Source organism: Mycobacterium sp. NGS33 (genome assembly GCF_059812885.1).
The window spans coordinates 28,303-45,060 of record NZ_JCALDN010000014.1 but is presented as its reverse complement, the minus strand read 5'-3'; the positions used below and the strand labels follow the sequence as shown (position 1 = coordinate 45,060).

The following is a 16,758-nucleotide window of genomic DNA, read 5'->3' as shown; positions in this document are numbered from 1 at the left end:
GGTAAGCAGCGATCGTTCGGCGTTTATTCCTAGGGGTTCAGCGGGACGGACGCCTCGGCGGTGTAGCACAGGAAGGTCAGCGTCTCCTGCAGATACAGCTGGACCGTGTCCGCGTCATGGCTGGTGTATCCGATCGACACGTCGGTGCCGAGCTGCAGGTCGAAGTCGCCGCCGCGGGTGGTCAGCACGAAGGCACCGTCGATGGCCGGCGCCCAGATGATGTCTCCGGGAACGAGTCGATCGATGTGTTCGAGGATCGGATATCCGTGTTCGGTGGTCTCGCTGACCCGCGTGTAGACGTCGGCGGACAACAGCACCGAGTACGGGCCGTCGACACCGGCCAGGCGGAGCTCGGAGATCGCCTGGGTGATGACGTCGGGAATCTCGCGGGGATCGGCCGGCAGGGTCAGCGACTTGTTCGAGCTGGCCGAGCGGATCCCCTCGATCGACGCCGCGGCGTAGCCCTCGAAGATGGCGCGGTCTTCCACGAACGCCAGCTTCTTGGCCGCCTCCTTGACCGGGTCCCAGTCGGAGTCGTTGGCGCCGCGCTCGACGTTGTCGATCTCGTAACGCGACAGGGTAAACGGAACACGCAGCCGGACAAGGGGTTTGCTTTCCCGCAGGTGGGCCTCCACGCCGTCGGTGGGCGACGCCACGTTGGCGAGTCGACCGGTGCTGACGGCGGCGGTGACCGGCCCGCCCGGCTCGCTGACGTCGACGACGCGGCGCCCGGCAATGTGGCGCTTGAAGGTGCGGGTCGCCTCCGTCTCGATTTCCGCCCAGGCGGCGTCGGTGACCGGTGCCAGGTCGCGGTAGAGGTTGTTCATCAAGAGGTTCCTTTCAGGCTGCCGATCGAAAGTGAGCCGTTCTGTGCCACAGGCGTTTCCGCCACCGGCGCTGTGGGCAACGGCGGTGGGTCGTCGAGGAAGTCGAGGGTGGGGGAGAAGAACAGTCCACCGGTGACCGCGGTGGAGAAGTCGAGGATCCGGTCGGTGTTACCCGCCGGATCGCCGAGAAACATGTTGCGCAGCATCTGCTCGGTGACTTGCGGTGTCCGCGAATAGCCGATGAAGTACGTGCCGTATTCGCCCTTGCCGAGCTCGCCGAACGGCATGTTGTGCCGCACGATTTTCAGCTCCGTGCCCTCGTCGTCGGTGATCACGTTGAGCGCGATGTGGGCGTTGGCCGGCTTGACGTCGTCATCGAGTTCGATGTCGTCCAGTTTGGTCCGGCCGATCACCCGCTCCTGCTCGGTGACCGAGATCGAATTCCACGCCGCCATGTCGTGCACGTACTTCTGCACGTGCACGTAGCACGAGCCGGCGAAGTCGGGGTCCTCGTCGCCGATCGCGGTGGCACTGACCGCCAGCGCGCCGTCCGGGTTCTCGGTGCCGTCGACGAATCCGAGCAAGTCGCGATTGTCGAAGTAGCGGAAGCCATGCACCTCGTCGACCACGGTGACCGCGCCCGCCATCGATTTGAGGATCCGGTCGGCCAGTTCGAAGCAGACGTCCAAGCTCTCGGCCCTGATGTGGAACAACAGGTCTCCGGGGGTGGCGGGGGCATGGTGCCGCGGCCCGTTCAGCTCGGTGAACCGATGCAGCTCGGCGGGCCGCGGTCCGGAGAACAAGCGGTCCCACGCGTCGGAGCCGATCGAGGCGATCGCCGACAACCGCTTCTGGGGTTCGCGGAAACCGATCCCGCGCACCAGTCCGGGAATGTCGGGCAGCGCGTCGTGCACCGTCGCCTCCCCGCCGTCGTCGATGGTCACCACCAAAAAGATCGCCGCGGGCGTCAACGGCGCGAGGATGGGTTGCGGCTGGACGGGGGGCACGTGGATGACCCTAACGTGAACCGCACAATGGCGGACAGCCATGATGTTCAACATGTCCGGCGGACCTCGGAACCAGGCGACGTCCTCGGCGAGCGCGCAAGGACTCGGCGATTTCATCGACGCCTCCCCGTCGCCCTTTCACGTTTGTGCCACGGTGGCCGCCCGGTTGACCGCTGCCGGATACACCGAACTGGACGAGGCCAAACGGTGGCCATCCGAGCCGGGACGCTACTTCACGGTGCGGGCCGGCTCGCTGGTCGCGTGGGATTCCAATGCCGCCGACGGCCCCTTCCGGATAGTCGGCGCACACACCGACAGCCCGAATCTGCGGGTCAAACAGCATCCCGACCGGGTGGTCGCCGGGTGGCGCGTGCTCGCCTTGGAGCCCTACGGCGGCGCGTGGCTCAACTCGTGGCTGGACCGCGACCTGGGCATCAGTGGGCGGTTGTCGGTGCATGACGGCGGTGGGATCGAGCACCGGCTGGTCCGGATCGACGAGCCGATCCTGCGGGTGCCGCAGCTGGCCATTCACCTGGCCGAGGACCGCAAATCGCTGACACTGGACCCGCAGCGACACGTCAACGCGGTGTGGGGCGTCGGTGAGACGGCCCGGCCATTCGTCGATTACGTCGCAGACCGCGCCGGGGTGGCGGCAACCGACGTGCTGGCCGCCGACCTGATGACCCACGACCTGACGCCCTCTACGGTGATCGGCGCCAACGCGGACCTGCTGAGCGCACCCCGGCTGGACAACCAGGCCAGTTGTTATGCGGGGCTCGAGGCGCTGCTGGCCGTGGCAGAGCCCACGGCCGCGCTGCCGGTGTTGGTGCTCTTCGATCACGAGGAGGTCGGGTCGTCGTCGGACCACGGTGCGCAATCCGACCTGCTCGGTACCGTCCTGGAGCGCATCGTGCTCACCGCCGGCGGTACCCGAGAGGACTACCTACGCCGTCTGCCCGACTCGCTGCTGGCCTCGGCTGACATGGCGCACGCCACCCACCCCAACTATCCGGAGCGGCACGAACCCGGCCACCCGATAGAGGTCAACGCGGGGCCGGTGCTCAAGGTGCACCCGAACCTGCGTTATGCCACCGATGGCCGCACCGCCGCGGCGTTCGCGCTGGCCTGCCGGCAGGCCGGAGTGGAGCTGCAGCGCTACGAACACCGGGCCGACCTGCCGTGCGGGTCGACGATCGGACCGTTGACCTCCGCGCGCACGGGCATCCCCACCGTCGACGTCGGCGCCGCGCAGCTGGCGATGCACTCGGCGCGCGAGTTGATGGGCGCGCAGGACGTCGCCGCTTACTCGGCCGCGATGCAGGCGTTCCTTTTCCCCGACTAGCGGCCTAAGGTCTGCCGGTATGCCGCTCAACGTGGAGATGCTGACCTTCGACTGCGCCGACCCGGCGAAGCTGGCCGGCTGGTGGGCCGACCAGTTCGGCGGGACGACGCACGAGGTGCTCGCCGACGAATTCACCGCGGTGACCTTCGGCGACGGGCTGCGGCTCGGATTCCAGAAGGTGCCCGACCCGACGCCCGGTAAGAACCGCGTGCACCTCGACTTGAGCGCGTCCGACGTCGACGCGGAGGTGTCTCGGCTGACGGCGGCCGGAGCGACCGAGGTCGGCCGGCACCAGTTCGGCGACAGCTTCCGCTGGGTGGTGCTGGCCGACCCCGAGGGCAACGTGTTCTGCGTGGTGCGTCAGTAGCCGTAGCTCAGCGCCGACCCGCGAATGCCGGCTCGTAGCGGATGACGTTCTCCACCATGATCCCGTCGCGGGTGCGGACCCGGTCGATGCCCCGGATCTCGAACGGTCCGTCCGGGCCGGTGCCGCGACCGACATAGTGCAAGAACACCAGTTCCTCCCCGGCGGCCGCGCCGGGCACGGGCGTTCTACCCCGCCGACACCGAAAGCGCAGACCTGCTTCGCGGCGGATAGGTCCCACGTGACGAGAGGGTCGGCCATCTCGGCGCCTGCACGCCGCCCAGCCCTAGACTGTCTGGCGTGACTGTCTCCGGGACGAGTGCGCCCACCCAGGCCATCGACACCGTCGAGCATGCCGCCACCACTCCCGACGAGCCGCAACCCTTCGCCGAGCTGGGCCTCAAAGACGACGAGTACCAGCGCATCCGCGAGATCCTGGGCCGCCGCCCCACCGACACCGAGCTGGCGATGTACTCGGTGATGTGGAGCGAGCACTGCTCCTACAAGTCGTCCAAGGTGCACCTGCGCTACTTCGGCGAGACCACCACCGACGAGATGCGCACCGGCATGCTGGCCGGCATCGGCGAGAACGCCGGCGTCGTCGACATCGGCGACGGCTGGGCGGTCACCTTCAAGGTCGAATCGCACAACCACCCGTCCTACGTCGAGCCCTACCAGGGTGCGGCCACCGGCGTCGGCGGGATCGTCCGCGACATCATGGCGATGGGCGCGCGACCGGTCGCGGTGATGGACCAGCTTCGGTTCGGCGCGGCCGACGCGCCGGACACCCGCCGCGTGCTCGACGGCGTGGTCCGCGGCATCGGCGGGTATGGCAACTCATTGGGCCTGCCCAACATCGGCGGCGAAACCGTCTTCGACGCGTGCTACGCGGGCAACCCGTTGGTCAACGCCATGTGCGTCGGCGTCTTGCGCCAAGAGGATCTGCATCTGGCCTTCGCCTCGGGTACGGGCAACAAGATCATCCTGTTCGGCGCGCGGACGGGGCTCGACGGCATCGGCGGGGTGTCGGTGCTGGCGTCGGACACCTTCGACGCCGAGAACTCGCGCAAGAAGCTGCCCTCGGTTCAGGTGGGCGACCCGTTCATGGAGAAGGTGCTCATCGAGTGCTGCCTCGAGCTGTACGCCAGTCATCTGGTGGTCGGCATCCAGGACCTGGGTGGCGCCGGATTATCCTGCGCCACTTCGGAATTGGCCTCGGCGGGCGACGGTGGGATGACGATCCAGCTCGAGACCGTGCCGCTGCGCACCACCGGCATGACGCCCGCGGAGATCCTGTGCAGCGAGTCCCAGGAGCGGATGTGCGCGGTGGTCACCCCGGACAACGTCGACGCCTTCCTGGCGGTCTGCCGCAAGTGGGACGTGCTGGCCACCGTGATCGGCGAGGTCACCGACGGCGACCGGTTGCGGATCACCTGGCACGGCCAGACCGTCGTCGACGTCCCGCCGCGCACCGTCGCCCACGAAGGTCCGGTCTACCAGCGGCCGGTGGCCCGCCCCGACACGCAGGACGCCCTGAATGCGGACAGCTCGGCCGGGCTGCCCCGACCGGTCACCGGTGACGAGTTGCGTGCCACTTTGCTTGCGCTGCTGGGTAGTCCGCATCTGTGCAGCCGCGCCTTCATCACCGAGCAGTACGACCGATACGTGCGTGGCAATACCGTGCTGGCCGAGCACGCCGACGGCGGCGTGCTGCGCGTCGACGAATCCACCGGCCGCGGCATCGCCTTGTCGACCGACGCGTCCGGCCGCTACACCAAGCTGGACCCCTATGCCGGGGCCCAGCTCGCCCTCGCCGAGGCCTACCGCAACGTGGCGGTCACCGGGGCGGCGCCCGTCGCGGTGACGAACTGCCTGAATTTCGGTTCGCCCGAGGACCCCGGTGTGATGTGGCAGTTCTCGCAGGCCGTCAAGGGCCTGGCCGATGGCTGTGTGGCACTGGGGATTCCGGTCACCGGCGGCAACGTCAGCTTCTACAACCAAACGGGCTCGGCGGCGATCCTGCCCACACCGGTGGTGGGGGTGCTCGGCGTCATCGACGACGTCGGCCGGCGCATTCCCACCGGCCTGGGCACCGAGCCCGGGGAAACCCTGATGCTGCTCGGCGATACCCGCGACGAGTTCGACGGCTCGATCTGGGCGCAGGTGACCGCCGACCATCTGGGCGGGCTGCCGCCCGAGGTGGACCTGGCCCGCGAGAAGCTGCTGGGCGAGGTGCTGCGTTCGGCATCGCGCGACGGGCTGGTGTCCGCGGCGCACGACCTGTCCGAAGGCGGCCTCGCTCAGGCCGTCGTCGAAGCGGCCCTGGCCGGTGAAACCGGTTGCCGCATCGTACTTCCCGAGGGAGCCGATCCGTTCGTGACGTTGTTCTCCGAGTCGGCCGGCCGCGTGCTGGTGGCCGTGCCGCGCACCGAGGAGAGCCGATTCCGGTCGATGTGCGAGGCGCGGGGACTGCCGGCGGTGCGCATCGGCGTCGTCGACCAGGCCTCCGACTCGGTGGAGGTCCAGGGCCTGTTCACGATTTCGTTGGCCGAACTGCGGGAGACCTCCGAGGCGGTGCTGCCGCGGCTCTTCGGATGAGTGCCCGCAGCGAGTTCTGATGTCCGACAGGAGCTTCCGTCGGACCGCCGCGCTGTCCTTGGCCGCCGCCCTGGTCGGCTGGAGTTTCGTCAGCCCCAGGTTGCCCGCGAGCTGGCGGACGGCGCTGCAGGCCGTGGTGGGCGGGGCGCTGGTGTTGGTCACGCGCGCGCCGCTGGGACTGGGGCCGCCGCGGGTGTGGGTCGGCCTGCGCGTGGGCTCGCTGGTCGCCTTCGCGGCGGCGGGCGCCGTGGCGGCGACAAGCCGGCTGGCGCCGGTGCGCCGGTCGATGGCCGGGCGCGAGCCGCCGGCGGCGCCGCCGGACTGGCTGCTGCTGCGGATACCGGTGGGCACGGTGTGGTCGGAGGAGTCCGCCTACCGCGGCGCGCTGGCCGCCGCCGGCTCGGCCGCTTTCGGTGCACGCGGGGGGCGGCTGCTGCAGGCCACCGCGTTTGGTCTCTCGCACGTCGCCGACGCGCGCGCGACGGGTGAGCCCCTGGCAGGCACCGTGCTGGTCACCGGCATCGCGGGCTGGCTGTTCGGTTGGCTGGCCGATCGTTCCGGCAGCCTGGCCGCACCCTTGCTGGCGCACCTGGCCATCAACGAAGCCGGGGCGGTCGCGGTGCTGGGTGTTCGGCGGGCGCTCAGGGATTGATGGTGTAGTCACCCAGCTGGCGGCCCCACACGAAATCGACCGCGAGCGGCGAGCCGACTTCGAAGTGGTTGTAGGGAGCCATGCTCGCACCGGTATCCATCACCAAAAACGGCGCGGGCCACAGTTCCCGGGTGATCTTCTGCCAGCAGCCCGCTCGTCCGCCGGGGCCGCCCCTGGCGTTGGTGCGCGGCAGGTTCTCCGGCCAGATATAGGGATTGGGCGCGCCCGCGATGGCGCCCGAGGCGTGGGCGCCCAGCGAGTAGCCGTTGTCACCCAGCGCGTTGTGGATTCTTGGTGCCACTTCATCGAAATTATGGATAGTGCAGTAGATTTCGGGACTGTACTCGTCGAGCAGCTGGCTGCTGGGAACCAGGTCGGTGGCGCCGCGGACGAAGAACGGTCCGCCGCGGGCCAAGGCGTCGGCACCGGAGTTGCCCACCCCGGCGGCCGCCAGCAGCGCGGCATCGAGGTCGCGTTGCCGCGAGTTGAGTGTGCGCGCGGTCGTCACCGCATGGTCGAGCGTGTCCCACAGATCGGGTGAGGCGTGCGCATAGGTATCGCCCAGGGCTGCCAACTGCCGAATGTCGTTGCGCAGGACCGGCATCCGCGAATTCAGGTCGTCGAGGACGGCGTTGCCGTTGACAAGCGAGACGCCGAACCTCTCGCCCATTCCGGTCAGCGCCTGGGCGGCCGCGCTGAGCGTGAGGTTCACCTTGACCGGATCGATTTTCTCCGCGATCGACATGAGCGTCTCGAAAAGGGTGTTGAACTCGGTGGTCACCGACGTGGCATCGATCACCATCGACGGTGTGATCGGTTGCGCTGCAGGATTTTTCGGTGAGCTCAAGGCGACATATTTGTTGCCGAACACGGTGGTGGCCTTTACCGCGGCCGCCACGTTGGCCGGGATCTGCTTGAGGTATTTCGGGGTGATGTTCAGGACTATCCTGGCGGCCGGCCTGCCGTCATGCGTGGTCTCCGAAATGCTGGACACCCGGCCGATCTGCACCCCGTTGTAGGTGACCTTGGAGCCGGGATCCATCACCAGGCCCGCCCGCGCGGCCACCATGGTCAACTTCGTGGTGGGCGTGAGGGCGCCCCGAAATTGCAGGTACAGGAGCGACCCGATCAATCCCATGACCATGACCGTTAGCAGGCCGGCGGTCCTGTACGGCGGCCGCGCCCTCGAGCGACGGGGCTCCATGGTTTTGAGACCCTAGGGTATGGCCCCCCGCGACAAAGCCGATCCGGCCAAGACCCGGCAGGCCGTGTTGGCGGTCGCGGACTGGCTGCGCGACGAATCCGGTCCGGAGCCCGACCGGCAGGAATTGGCGACGGCCGTTCGGCTGACCGCCCGCACGCTGGCCGCGCTGGCGCCCGGGCGCAGCGTGGAGGTGCGCGTCCCGCCCTTCGTCGCGGTGCAGTGCGTCCCAGGGCCCACGCACACCCGCGGCACACCGCCCAACGTGGTGGAAACCGGAGCGCGGACCTGGCTGCTGCTGGCCACCGGGGCGTTGCCGTTCGCCGAGGCCAAGCGCACCGGTGCGCTGCGCCTGTCCGGCTCGCGGGCGGGTGAGATTGAGCACTGGCTGCCCCTGTTCGATGTCGGCTGAACATAACCCTGAACTGCAGGTTCAGGTATTTACGCTGGCAATTTGTCGCCCAACACGCCCGGCGGATTCGTCGGCGCGGCGCGTGTGCCCGTAGACTCCGTTACGTCACCAACCGTTCCCCGGGGAGCTGCCTAATCGTGACCGTCCAAGAACCCGAAGAGGACTTCAACGCGCCCCGTGAGGAATGCGGTGTATTCGGGGTCTGGGCCCCCGGCGAGGACGTCGCCAAACTCACCTATTACGGCTTGTACGCGCTGCAGCATCGCGGCCAGGAGGCCGCCGGCATCGCCGTCGCCGATGGTTCCCAGGTACTGGTCTTCAAAGATCTCGGCCTGGTCAGCCAGGTGTTCGACGAGCAGACGCTGGGCGCCATGCCGGGCCACGTCGCCATCGGGCACTGCCGGTACTCGACCACCGGCGACACAACCTGGGAGAACGCCCAGCCGGTGTTCCGCAACACCGCGGCCGGCACCGGGGTGGCATTGGGGCACAACGGGAACCTGGTCAACACCGCCGAGCTCGCGGCCCGCGCCCGCGACGAGGGACTGATCGCCAAACGCGCCCCGGCGCCGGCGACGACCGACTCCGACATTCTGGGCGCGCTGCTGGCCCACGGCGCGGCGGACGCCACCCTGGAACAATCCGCGCTCGATCTGTTGCCGACTGTGCGCGGCGCGTTCTGCCTGACGTTCATGGACGAGAACACCCTGTATGCGGCGCGCGATCCACATGGGGTGCGGCCGCTTTCGCTGGGACGCCTGGACCGCGGTTGGGTGGTGGCCTCCGAAACTGCGGCGCTCGACATCGTGGGCGCCTCGTTCGTCCGCGACATCGAACCGGGCGAATTGTTGGCGATCGACGCCGACGGCGTCCGCTCCACCCGTTTCGCCAACCCCACCCCCAAGGGCTGCGTCTTCGAATACGTCTACCTGGCGCGACCGGACAGCACCATCGCCGGACGGTCCGTCCACGCGACCCGGGTGGAGATCGGTCGCCGGCTGGCCCGCGAACGTCCCGTCGAGGCCGACCTGGTGATCGGCGTGCCCGAGTCGGGCACGCCCGCCGCCGTCGGATACGCCCAGGAGTCGGGCATTCTCTACGGCCAGGGGCTGATGAAGAACGCCTACGTCGGGCGCACCTTCATCCAGCCGTCCCAGACCATCCGCCAGCTCGGTATCCGGCTGAAGCTCAACCCCCTTCGCGAGGTCATCCGGGGCAAGCGACTCATCGTCGTCGACGACTCGATCGTGCGCGGCAACACCCAGCGCGCGCTGTTGCGGATGCTGCGCGAGGCCGGCGCCGTCGAAGTGCACGTGCGGATCGCCTCGCCCCCGGTCAAATGGCCCTGCTTCTACGGCATCGACTTCCCGTCACCGGCGGAGCTGATCGCCAACGCGGTCGAGGACAAGAAGGAGATGCTCGAGGCGGTGCGGCACGCGATCGGCGCCGATTCGCTGGGCTACATCTCGCTGCGCGGCCTGGTCGCGGCCTCCGAGCAGCCGGCCTCACGGCTGTGCACCGCGTGCTTCGACGGCCAGTACCCGATCGAACTGCCCGAGGAAACAGCGTTGGGCAAGAACGTCATCGAGCACATGCTCGCCAATGCCGCTCGCGGCGCCGGACTCGACGAACTGGCGCCCGACGAAGTGCCGGTCGTGCACTGAGGGAATCGGTTGCCCTCCTTCACCGACGTTTGATACCGGCCGTCAGCGCCGCCCGGTAGCCTTTATCGCGATGACGGATCCCGGAAAGAGTCCAGGACGCCACCAAGGCAGTCAGGGCATCACCTACGCGTCGGCCGGGGTGGACATTGAAGCCGGCGACCGCGCTGTCGAATTGTTCAAGCCGCTGGCGACGAAAGCCACGCGACCCGAGGTTCGGGGCGGCTTGGGCGGATTCGTCGGCCTGTTCGCGCTACGTGGCGATTATCGCGAGCCGCTGCTGGCCGCCTCCACCGACGGCGTCGGCACCAAACTGGCGGTGGCCCAGGCGATGGACAAGCACGACACCGTCGGGCTGGACCTGGTGGCCATGGTGGTCGACGACCTCGTGGTGTGCGGAGCCGAGCCGCTGTTCCTGCAGGACTACATCGCGGTGGGCCGGACGGTGCCGGAACGCTTGAGCGCCATCGTTGGCGGCATCGCCGAGGGATGTGTGCGGGCCGGCTGCGCGCTGCTGGGCGGCGAAACGGCCGAACACCCGGGTCTGATGGAGCCGGACCACTACGACATCTCGGCCACCGGCATCGGCGTCGTCGAGGCCGATGACGTGCTGGGGCCCGATCGGGTCAAACCCGGCGACGTCATCATCGCGATGGGTTCGTCGGGTCTGCATTCCAACGGATATTCGTTGGCGCGCACCGTGTTGCTCGAGATCGACCGGATGAACCTCGGGGGCTACGTCGAGGAGTTCGGCCGCACCTTGGGTGAAGAGCTGCTCGAGCCCACCCGCATCTACGCCAAGGACTGCCTGGCGCTCGCGGCCGAAACCCACGTGCGCACGTTCTGCCACGTGACCGGCGGCGGCCTGGCCGGCAACCTGCAACGCGTCATCCCGCACGGCCTGGTCGCCGAGATGGATCGCGGAACCTGGACGCCCGCGCCGGTGTTCGCCATGATCGCCCAGCGCGGCCGGGTGACCCGCGAGGAGATGGAGAAGACGTTCAACATGGGCGTCGGCATGATCGCCGTGGTGGGCCCCGAGGACACCGACCGGGCGCTGGCCATCCTGACCGCCCGGCATCTGGACTGCTGGGTGCTGGGCACCGTCGGCAAAGGCGGCAAGGAGGGCCCGCGGGCCAAGATGGTCGGTCAGCACCCGAGGTTCTAAAAGGCTCGGGCTCCGGCGGAACTAACGCGGCGCCGGTGCCCTACGCATCGGCGCCGGGGCGTGGGTCTTAGCGACGCCAGGCGTCCTGGTCGTCCCAGGATTCCTCGGATCCGTCGCTGTCCAGGTCGTTGGACCCGTCCGAACCCGTTCCGGACAGCTCTTGCTGAAGCCGCTGGAAGTCGGTCTGTGGAGAACTGTATTTGAGTTCTCGAGCAACCTTGGTCTGCTTTGCCTTAGCCCGGCCGCGGCCCATGGGGGAACCCCCTCGCGCAATAACGGAGCGGCCTAACGAGTAGGCGGCTCCGATCTCCTGGTGTCATTTGTCCTGCCAACAGTTTACCGTGCCCCGCCACCGGGCGTTGGCGCCCCCTGCTTGCTGTGGCGGACGTTACCGTTCATTATCCCGCACCGCCCCGCAACCGTTCAACAGCTAGCCGTCCCGCGCCGATTTGTTCGGTTGCCGGAAGCGAATCGGCGTCGATCACCGCGGCCACCGAGCCTTCCGCGCCGGTCGCCAATTCCGTCTCGGCGGGCAGCCCGCGCTTGAGCAAGGCCAGTGCTATCGGCCCGAGATCCACGTGGTCGACCACGGTGCCGAGGCGGCCGACCGTGCGGCCGCCGGCCAGCACCGGATCACCGGTCGACGGCCGGTCGACCGACCCGTCGAGGTGCAGCAGCACCAGCATCCGCGGCGGCCTGCCCAGGTTGTGCACCCGCGCGACCGTCTCCTGCCCGCGATAGCAGCCCTTGTCCAGGTGGACGGCCCCCGTACCGGGACCGCCGATCCACCCCACTTCGTGCGGAATCGTGCGCTCATCGGTGTCGACGCCGAGGCGGGGTCGCACGGCCGCGGCCCGGTGGGCTTCGTAGGCCCACACACCGCCGGGCCGCACGCCGGCCTGGGTGAGGCGGTTTCGCCACTCGTCGGCCGCGGCGCGCGGAATCAGCAGGTCCAGCTCGAGCCCGCCCGCCGGGGTGCCCGGCATCCGGCGCACGAAGCCGTCGCCGGTGGGGACCGCGGTCAGCTCGGCGGGCAGCGCATCCACCCCGAGCGCGTCGAGAACTGTTGGGTCAGCCAGTTTCGGGCCCAGCAGCGAGACCACGGCCAGTTCCGCCCCGGCCGGGGTGACCTCGGACCAGAACACCATCTTGCGCAGGTATTGCAGCAGCGGCTCGGACCGCCACGGTTCGGTGTCGAGGTAGGTGGTGCCGCCCAGCTCGGTCTGGATCCAGTGGTCCTCGACGCGCCCCTGGCCGTCGAGGCTGAGGTTCTGCGTGCTGGCGCCGTCGGGGAGGTCGCTGACGAATTGCGTCGAAATGCTGTGCAACCACGTCTGCCGGTCCTTGCCGGTCAAGGTGAGCACGCCGCGGTGCGAACGGTCGACCCATATCGCGTCGGTGTCGGCCGCACGCTGCTCGCCCAGCGGATCGCCGTAATGCCAGACCGCACCGGCGTCGGGTCCGGTCTCGGGTGCGGGGACAGCGCGAGTCACGAGTCAACTCTACGGACCGGCCGGCCCGGCGTCGCCGCGCTCGCGGTCAGGCGATGCGGGTCATTGGATAGGCTTTTCGACCATGGCCGGCCCGACGGGTGTGATCGTCACGCTGGACGGCGAAATGCATTCGCCCGACGCGCCCTTGCTGCACGCCGACGATCTGGCCGCGGTCCGCGGTGACGGTGTCTTCGAGACGCTGCTGGTCCGCGACGGCAGGGCCTGTCTGATCGAGCCGCACCTGCAGCGCCTGACCCACTCGTCCGCGTTGACCGATCTGCCCAAGCCTGACCTGCCGCGGTGGCGACGCGCGATCGAGGTGGCCACCCGGCAGTGGTGCGCGGCCGGCGCGGACGAGGGCGCGATGCGGTTGATCTACACCCGCGGGCGCGAGGGCGGCTCGGCTCCGACCGCCTTCGTCATGGTCAACGCGGTCCCCGACCGCGTGACGGCGGTCCGGCGAGGCGGGCTGGCGGCGATCACGCTCGACCGCGGGCTGCCCGCCACCGGCGTCGACGCGATGCCGTGGCTGCTGGCCGGCGCCAAGACCCTGTCCTACGCGGTCAACATGGCGGCCCTGCGCCATGCCGCCCGTCAGGACGCCGGTGACGTGATCTTCGTCAGCACCGACGGCTACATCCTGGAAGGCCCACGCTCGACTGTGGTGATCGCCACGGCCCCCGAGACACCGGACGGCCATCCGTGCCTGCTAACCCCGCCGCCGTGGTATCCGATCCTGCGCGGCACCACCCAGCAGGCCCTGTTCGAGGTGGCCAGGGACAAGGGGTATGACTGCGACTACCGCGCGCTGCGGGTCGCGGATCTGGTTGCCGCCCAAGGTGTTTGGCTGATCTCCAGCATGACCTTGGCGGCCCGCGTGCACACCCTCGATGGCCGCGCGCTGCCGCCGGCGCCGATGGCCGCGGAATTCGCCGAGCTGATCGACGCCGCCATCGTCAGCGATCGCTGAGCGCTGAATTCTGTTGTCGGCTGGCCGATCCGCGGGTACGGTCGGCCGTACACAAGGAAGGAGGTGGTCCGCGAATTGATAGCTTCATGGACATGTGAGGTGGCTGCGCGCTAGCAGCACCTGCTCGGAAGAGCTGGCGTCACACGTGCGCTAGCGAATTCCCCGCAGTCACCCGGCCCCCGAGCTTCCGGTTTTTGTCCAACCAGGAACACGGCTCGGGGGCCGATCCATGTCTGGGGCGGCGACTGGGCCACCTTCGCGGCGATCTCCCCGGCGAGCTTGCCGGCGTGGCCGGTCCCGGCATCGGGGCCGCACACCAACAAGTTGACGACGACACTGGACGCCGCGTGCAGCGCGTCGTGGCAGACCCGGGTTCCGTCAGTTGAGGGGTCGCCCAATTATGTTGCGCCGGAGCCCTTTCGTGGCTGTCGGCGCGGCTCGGCCGCTAGCCCGCGAACCGGGACAGCCGCGCCGAAAGATGGGGCACCAGACCGCCGTCGGCGTCCACCCGCTCCTCGACGTAGGCCAGGTCGCCGCCTTCGACGATGCCGTAGAGGCGTTTGGCGCCGCCGACCAGCACGCCCGACCGGCTGCGGGCCAGCGCGTCGGTGACCAGCTCCCAGGACGACTGGGTCAGGGGGCGGCCGTAGAACAGTTCGACGTAGCCCGCCGAATGGGCCAGCAGCAGTTCGATGGCATGCGATTCGCCGGGGTCGTCGGGATCGGTGACGAAGCGCCAGAAGCCGGTCTCGCGCAAGCCGCGTTCTTCGTAGTCGCCGGTCTCGTTGAGGCGCCACGAGCGGGCTTCCCAATTGAGGTAGTCACCGCCGTCGTGCGAGACGACGATCTGCTGACCGAACCGGTAGTCCCCGTCCTGCCCGCGGCCCTCTCCCTCGCCGCGCCACACGCCGACCAGCGGCAGCAACGCCAGCAAGTCATCGCTGAGATTGGCGCCCTCGCGCAGGTTCGCGGTGTCGGCGGGCAGGGGCAGGTCATCGTAGGACGGAATGTTGCGGGCGGCGGTCAGCTTGGCGCGTTCGGCGGCAGCGGCCACCGCCCGGTCGCCGGAGCCGGCGGGGCTGAACGGTTGGTCGGGGGTCACGCGCGCCACCGCCTCCGATCGCTGCGTCCCGAAGCGTCGCCGGCGCGGGTCACGACTCGTCGGTGATGAGCCGGTGGAGGGTGTACAGGGCGAACCATGAAATCACCACGACCGCCACAACCAGCATGATCTCGAAGAACAGCACCACGCGGACAAGTCTATTCGTCCCGCGGCCACCGCGTCCGGGGCGGTTGGTGGGTCAGGCGATCTTGACGTCGACCTCGTGGATGCCCGCACCCGACGGCGCCACCACGGCGTCGCCGTTGCCGGCCTTCGACAGGGCGCGCAAGGTCCAGGATCCCGGTGCGGCGAAGAACCGGAAGTCACCGGTGGCCGACGCCACCACCTCGGCGGTGAACTCGTCCGAGGAGTCCAGCAAGCGCACGAACGCGCCGCCCACTGCCTGGCCGTCGCCGTCCACCACGCGACCGGTGATCACCGTTTCCTTCTCCAGGTCGACGCTGGCGGGCAGCGTCTGTCCTTGTTTCGGTGCAGAGCACATATCAGCTTCCCAACTCGATCGGGGCGCCCACCAGGGAGCCGTATTCCGTCCAACTGCCGTCGTAGTTCTTCACATTCCGATGCCCGAGCAATTCATAAAGAACGAACCAGGTGTGCGACGACCGTTCGCCGATGCGGCAGTAGGCGATCGTCTCCTTCTCGCCGTCCAGGCCGGCGTCGGCGTAGAGCTTGGCCAGCTCCTCGTCGGACTTGAAGGTGCCGTCCTCGTTCGCGGCTTTGCTCCACGGCACGTTGATGGCGCCGGGGATGTGGCCGGGCCGCTGGCTTTGCTCCTGCGGCAGGTGTGCGGGCGCCAGGATCTTGCCGGAGAACTCGTCGGGGGAGCGCACGTCGACCAGGTTCTTGACGTTGATCGCCGCGATGACGTCGTCGCGGAACGCCCGGATGCTGTTGTCCGGCGCGGCGGCGGTGTACGAGGTCGCCGGCCTGCTCACGGGCTCACTGGACAGTGCGCGACCGTCGAGCTCCCACTTCTTGCGGCCGCCGTCGAGCAGCTTGACCTTGTCATGGCCGTACAGCTTGAAATACCAGTAGGCGTAGGCGGCGAACCAGTTGTTGTTGCCGCCGTAGAGAATCACGGTGTCGTCATTGGAGATGCCCCGCTCGCTGAGCAGTTTGGAGAACTGCTGGGCGTCGACGAAGTCGCGTTTGACCGGGTCCTGCAGGTCGGAGCGCCAGTCCAGCTTGATCGCGCCGGGGATGTGGGCGGCGTCGTAAGCGCTGGTGTCTTCGTCGACTTCGACGAAGACGACGCCTGAGGCGTCGAGATTGCTCTCAGCCCAGTCGGTGGAGACCAGGACGTCGGAGCGTGCCATGGAGTGGATCCTTTCAATCGCTTTTGTTACAGCAGGTCAGGTGGGACGCGCGGGGCTTCGGAAACGGGCGACCAGCGGGTAGAGCTGGCAGCCCAGGCAAATGCCGAAGGCCGCGTTGAGGAATGCGGCGGCCAGAGCGGCCGCGGTGGCGATGACGCCGACCAGGCCGGCGCCGGTGGCGAATCCGGCGGCTCCCAGCACGGCGAAGATCAGGCCGACGAGTTGGGCGAACTTCAGCGGCGGGGTCGGTTCGCGGTCCTGCACCGGCCCCAGCCGGGGCGCGACGACGGTGGCGAAGATCCGGCCGTAGGGATGCTTGCGCGGCCCCCCGATCGCGCCGATGGCGAAGACGGCGGCCTGAGCGGCCAGGATCACCGCGGCGGCCGGCGGACTGGCCGCCGAGACGACCAGCGCCAGCACGAGGACCGCGGTGGTGACCCAGGCGGCGAATCGCGGCCCGCGCACGTCGACCAGATCCGGCTGCGCGACGGTGTTGCTGCTCGGCAAGGTAGGAACTCCTCGATACCCCTATTGCTGACGGAAACGACGAATGGAGACGTGCCACGGTCTGGATCCGGGGCCGCTCCGAGTGCTACGCAAAAGCGCGGCTACTCAGCAGCAACA

Annotated in this window: 18 protein-coding genes; 8 read left to right on the top strand and 10 right to left on the bottom strand. The window is 68.8% G+C overall.

Annotated elements, in window-relative coordinates:
- Positions 1–29: 29 nt before the first annotated feature.
- Both AC5Y5B_RS19275 and AC5Y5B_RS19270 read right to left on the bottom strand, forming a co-directional pair.
- Entirely contained in the window at positions 30–827 is a 798-nt protein-coding gene (locus tag AC5Y5B_RS19275; RefSeq protein ID WP_112633871.1) for a family 1 encapsulin nanocompartment shell protein, read from the bottom strand.
- Positions 827–1,840 carry a Dyp-type peroxidase gene (locus AC5Y5B_RS19270; RefSeq protein WP_165821823.1) on the bottom strand — a complete coding sequence of 338 codons (1,014 nt, stop codon included), beginning with the start codon at positions 1,838–1,840 and terminating at the stop codon, positions 827–829. Before AC5Y5B_RS19270 ends, AC5Y5B_RS19275 begins: the two co-directional genes overlap by 1 nt.
- A gap of 37 nt (positions 1,841–1,877) precedes the next feature.
- On the opposite strand from AC5Y5B_RS19270, the gene AC5Y5B_RS19265 reads away from it, so the two are divergent.
- On the top strand, positions 1,878–3,176 hold the full coding sequence (locus tag AC5Y5B_RS19265; protein ID WP_112633880.1) for a M18 family aminopeptidase: 1,299 nt from the start codon (positions 1,878–1,880) through the stop codon (positions 3,174–3,176).
- Between the two features lie 19 nt (positions 3,177–3,195).
- Entirely contained in the window at positions 3,196–3,543 is a 348-nt protein-coding gene (locus AC5Y5B_RS19260) for a VOC family protein (protein ID WP_112633873.1), read from the top strand.
- A gap of 7 nt (positions 3,544–3,550) precedes the next feature.
- Here AC5Y5B_RS19260 and AC5Y5B_RS19255 read toward each other — a convergent pair whose 3' ends face one another.
- Positions 3,551–3,721 (bottom strand): hypothetical protein, encoded by a 171-nt coding sequence (locus tag AC5Y5B_RS19255; protein ID WP_240631777.1) that lies wholly within the window; start codon positions 3,719–3,721, stop codon positions 3,551–3,553.
- Positions 3,722–3,840: 119 nt separating this feature from the next.
- On the opposite strand from AC5Y5B_RS19255, the gene purL reads away from it, so the two are divergent.
- Positions 3,841–6,138, top strand: a complete 2,298-nt coding sequence (gene purL / locus AC5Y5B_RS19250; RefSeq protein ID WP_112633874.1) for a phosphoribosylformylglycinamidine synthase subunit PurL — start codon at positions 3,841–3,843, stop codon at positions 6,136–6,138.
- Between the two features lie 19 nt (positions 6,139–6,157).
- Positions 6,158–6,790 carry an Rv0804 family intramembrane glutamic endopeptidase gene (locus AC5Y5B_RS19245; protein ID WP_289176320.1) on the top strand — a complete coding sequence of 211 codons (633 nt, stop codon included), beginning with the start codon at positions 6,158–6,160 and terminating at the stop codon, positions 6,788–6,790.
- On the opposite strand, the gene AC5Y5B_RS19240 is transcribed toward AC5Y5B_RS19245, so the two are convergent.
- Positions 6,780–7,994 carry an MCE family protein gene (locus tag AC5Y5B_RS19240; RefSeq protein ID WP_112631217.1) on the bottom strand — a complete coding sequence of 405 codons (1,215 nt, stop codon included), beginning with the start codon at positions 7,992–7,994 and terminating at the stop codon, positions 6,780–6,782. The two genes, AC5Y5B_RS19245 and AC5Y5B_RS19240, sit on opposite strands and share 11 nt — an antisense overlap.
- Before the next feature lie 19 nt (positions 7,995–8,013).
- Between AC5Y5B_RS19240 and AC5Y5B_RS19235 the strand changes: the two genes are divergently transcribed.
- The 3 genes from AC5Y5B_RS19235 (at position 8,014) to purM (ending at position 11,232) form a co-directional block, all read left to right on the top strand.
- Entirely contained in the window at positions 8,014–8,403 is a 390-nt protein-coding gene (locus AC5Y5B_RS19235; protein ID WP_112631215.1) for a sterol carrier family protein, read from the top strand.
- A gap of 137 nt (positions 8,404–8,540) precedes the next feature.
- A complete protein-coding gene (gene purF, locus AC5Y5B_RS19230) occupies positions 8,541–10,067 on the top strand; it encodes an amidophosphoribosyltransferase (RefSeq protein WP_165821726.1) in 1,527 nt (508 codons plus the stop codon).
- A gap of 70 nt (positions 10,068–10,137) precedes the next feature.
- Positions 10,138–11,232, top strand: a complete 1,095-nt coding sequence (purM, locus tag AC5Y5B_RS19225; protein ID WP_112631211.1) for a phosphoribosylformylglycinamidine cyclo-ligase — start codon at positions 10,138–10,140, stop codon at positions 11,230–11,232.
- A gap of 67 nt (positions 11,233–11,299) precedes the next feature.
- Here the strand turns inward: purM and AC5Y5B_RS19220 are convergent, their stop codons facing one another.
- Positions 11,300–11,485, bottom strand: coding sequence for a DUF3073 domain-containing protein (locus AC5Y5B_RS19220; protein WP_112631209.1), 186 nt, complete (start codon positions 11,483–11,485; stop codon positions 11,300–11,302).
- Positions 11,486–11,630: 145 nt separating this feature from the next.
- Positions 11,631–12,725, bottom strand: coding sequence for a CAF17-like 4Fe-4S cluster assembly/insertion protein YgfZ (gene ygfZ, locus AC5Y5B_RS19215; protein WP_112631207.1), 1,095 nt, complete (start codon positions 12,723–12,725; stop codon positions 11,631–11,633).
- Positions 12,726–12,825: 100 nt separating this feature from the next.
- Between ygfZ and AC5Y5B_RS19210 the strand changes: the two genes are divergently transcribed.
- Positions 12,826–13,695: an aminodeoxychorismate lyase gene (locus AC5Y5B_RS19210; RefSeq protein WP_112631255.1), complete on the top strand. Its 870-nt coding sequence runs from the start codon at positions 12,826–12,828 to the stop codon at positions 13,693–13,695.
- Between the two features lie 445 nt (positions 13,696–14,140).
- Here the strand turns inward: AC5Y5B_RS19210 and AC5Y5B_RS19205 are convergent, their stop codons facing one another.
- The 4 genes from AC5Y5B_RS19205 to AC5Y5B_RS19190 form a co-directional block, all read right to left on the bottom strand.
- A complete protein-coding gene (locus tag AC5Y5B_RS19205) occupies positions 14,141–14,806 on the bottom strand; it encodes a heme-binding beta-barrel domain-containing protein (RefSeq protein WP_240631646.1) in 666 nt (221 codons plus the stop codon).
- Between the two features lie 190 nt (positions 14,807–14,996).
- Complete coding sequence (locus AC5Y5B_RS19200; protein ID WP_112631205.1) at positions 14,997–15,299, bottom strand: DUF1416 domain-containing protein; 303 nt, start codon at positions 15,297–15,299, stop codon at positions 14,997–14,999.
- Between the two features lies 1 nt (position 15,300).
- A complete protein-coding gene (locus tag AC5Y5B_RS19195) occupies positions 15,301–16,134 on the bottom strand; it encodes a sulfurtransferase (RefSeq protein WP_112631203.1) in 834 nt (277 codons plus the stop codon).
- A gap of 36 nt (positions 16,135–16,170) precedes the next feature.
- Positions 16,171–16,641, bottom strand: coding sequence for a DUF4395 domain-containing protein (locus AC5Y5B_RS19190; protein WP_112631201.1), 471 nt, complete (start codon positions 16,639–16,641; stop codon positions 16,171–16,173).
- Between the last annotated feature and the right edge of the window lie 117 nt (positions 16,642–16,758).

Coding starts and splice junctions, on each gene's coding strand:
- AC5Y5B_RS19275 (WP_112633871.1), bottom strand. CDS start 827: ATGAACAACCTCTACCGCGACCTGGCACCGGTCACCGACGCCGCCTGG.
- AC5Y5B_RS19265 (WP_112633880.1), top strand. CDS start 1,878: ATGTTCAACATGTCCGGCGGACCTCGGAACCAGGCGACGTCCTCGGCG.
- AC5Y5B_RS19260 (WP_112633873.1), top strand. CDS start 3,196: ATGCCGCTCAACGTGGAGATGCTGACCTTCGACTGCGCCGACCCGGCG.
- AC5Y5B_RS19245 (WP_289176320.1), top strand. CDS start 6,158: ATGTCCGACAGGAGCTTCCGTCGGACCGCCGCGCTGTCCTTGGCCGCC.
- AC5Y5B_RS19240 (WP_112631217.1), bottom strand. CDS start 7,994: ATGGAGCCCCGTCGCTCGAGGGCGCGGCCGCCGTACAGGACCGCCGGC.
- AC5Y5B_RS19235 (WP_112631215.1), top strand. CDS start 8,014: ATGGCCCCCCGCGACAAAGCCGATCCGGCCAAGACCCGGCAGGCCGTG.
- purM (WP_112631211.1), top strand. CDS start 10,138: ATGACGGATCCCGGAAAGAGTCCAGGACGCCACCAAGGCAGTCAGGGC.
- AC5Y5B_RS19220 (WP_112631209.1), bottom strand. CDS start 11,485: ATGGGCCGCGGCCGGGCTAAGGCAAAGCAGACCAAGGTTGCTCGAGAA.
- AC5Y5B_RS19200 (WP_112631205.1), bottom strand. CDS start 15,299: ATGTGCTCTGCACCGAAACAAGGACAGACGCTGCCCGCCAGCGTCGAC.
- AC5Y5B_RS19195 (WP_112631203.1), bottom strand. CDS start 16,134: ATGGCACGCTCCGACGTCCTGGTCTCCACCGACTGGGCTGAGAGCAAT.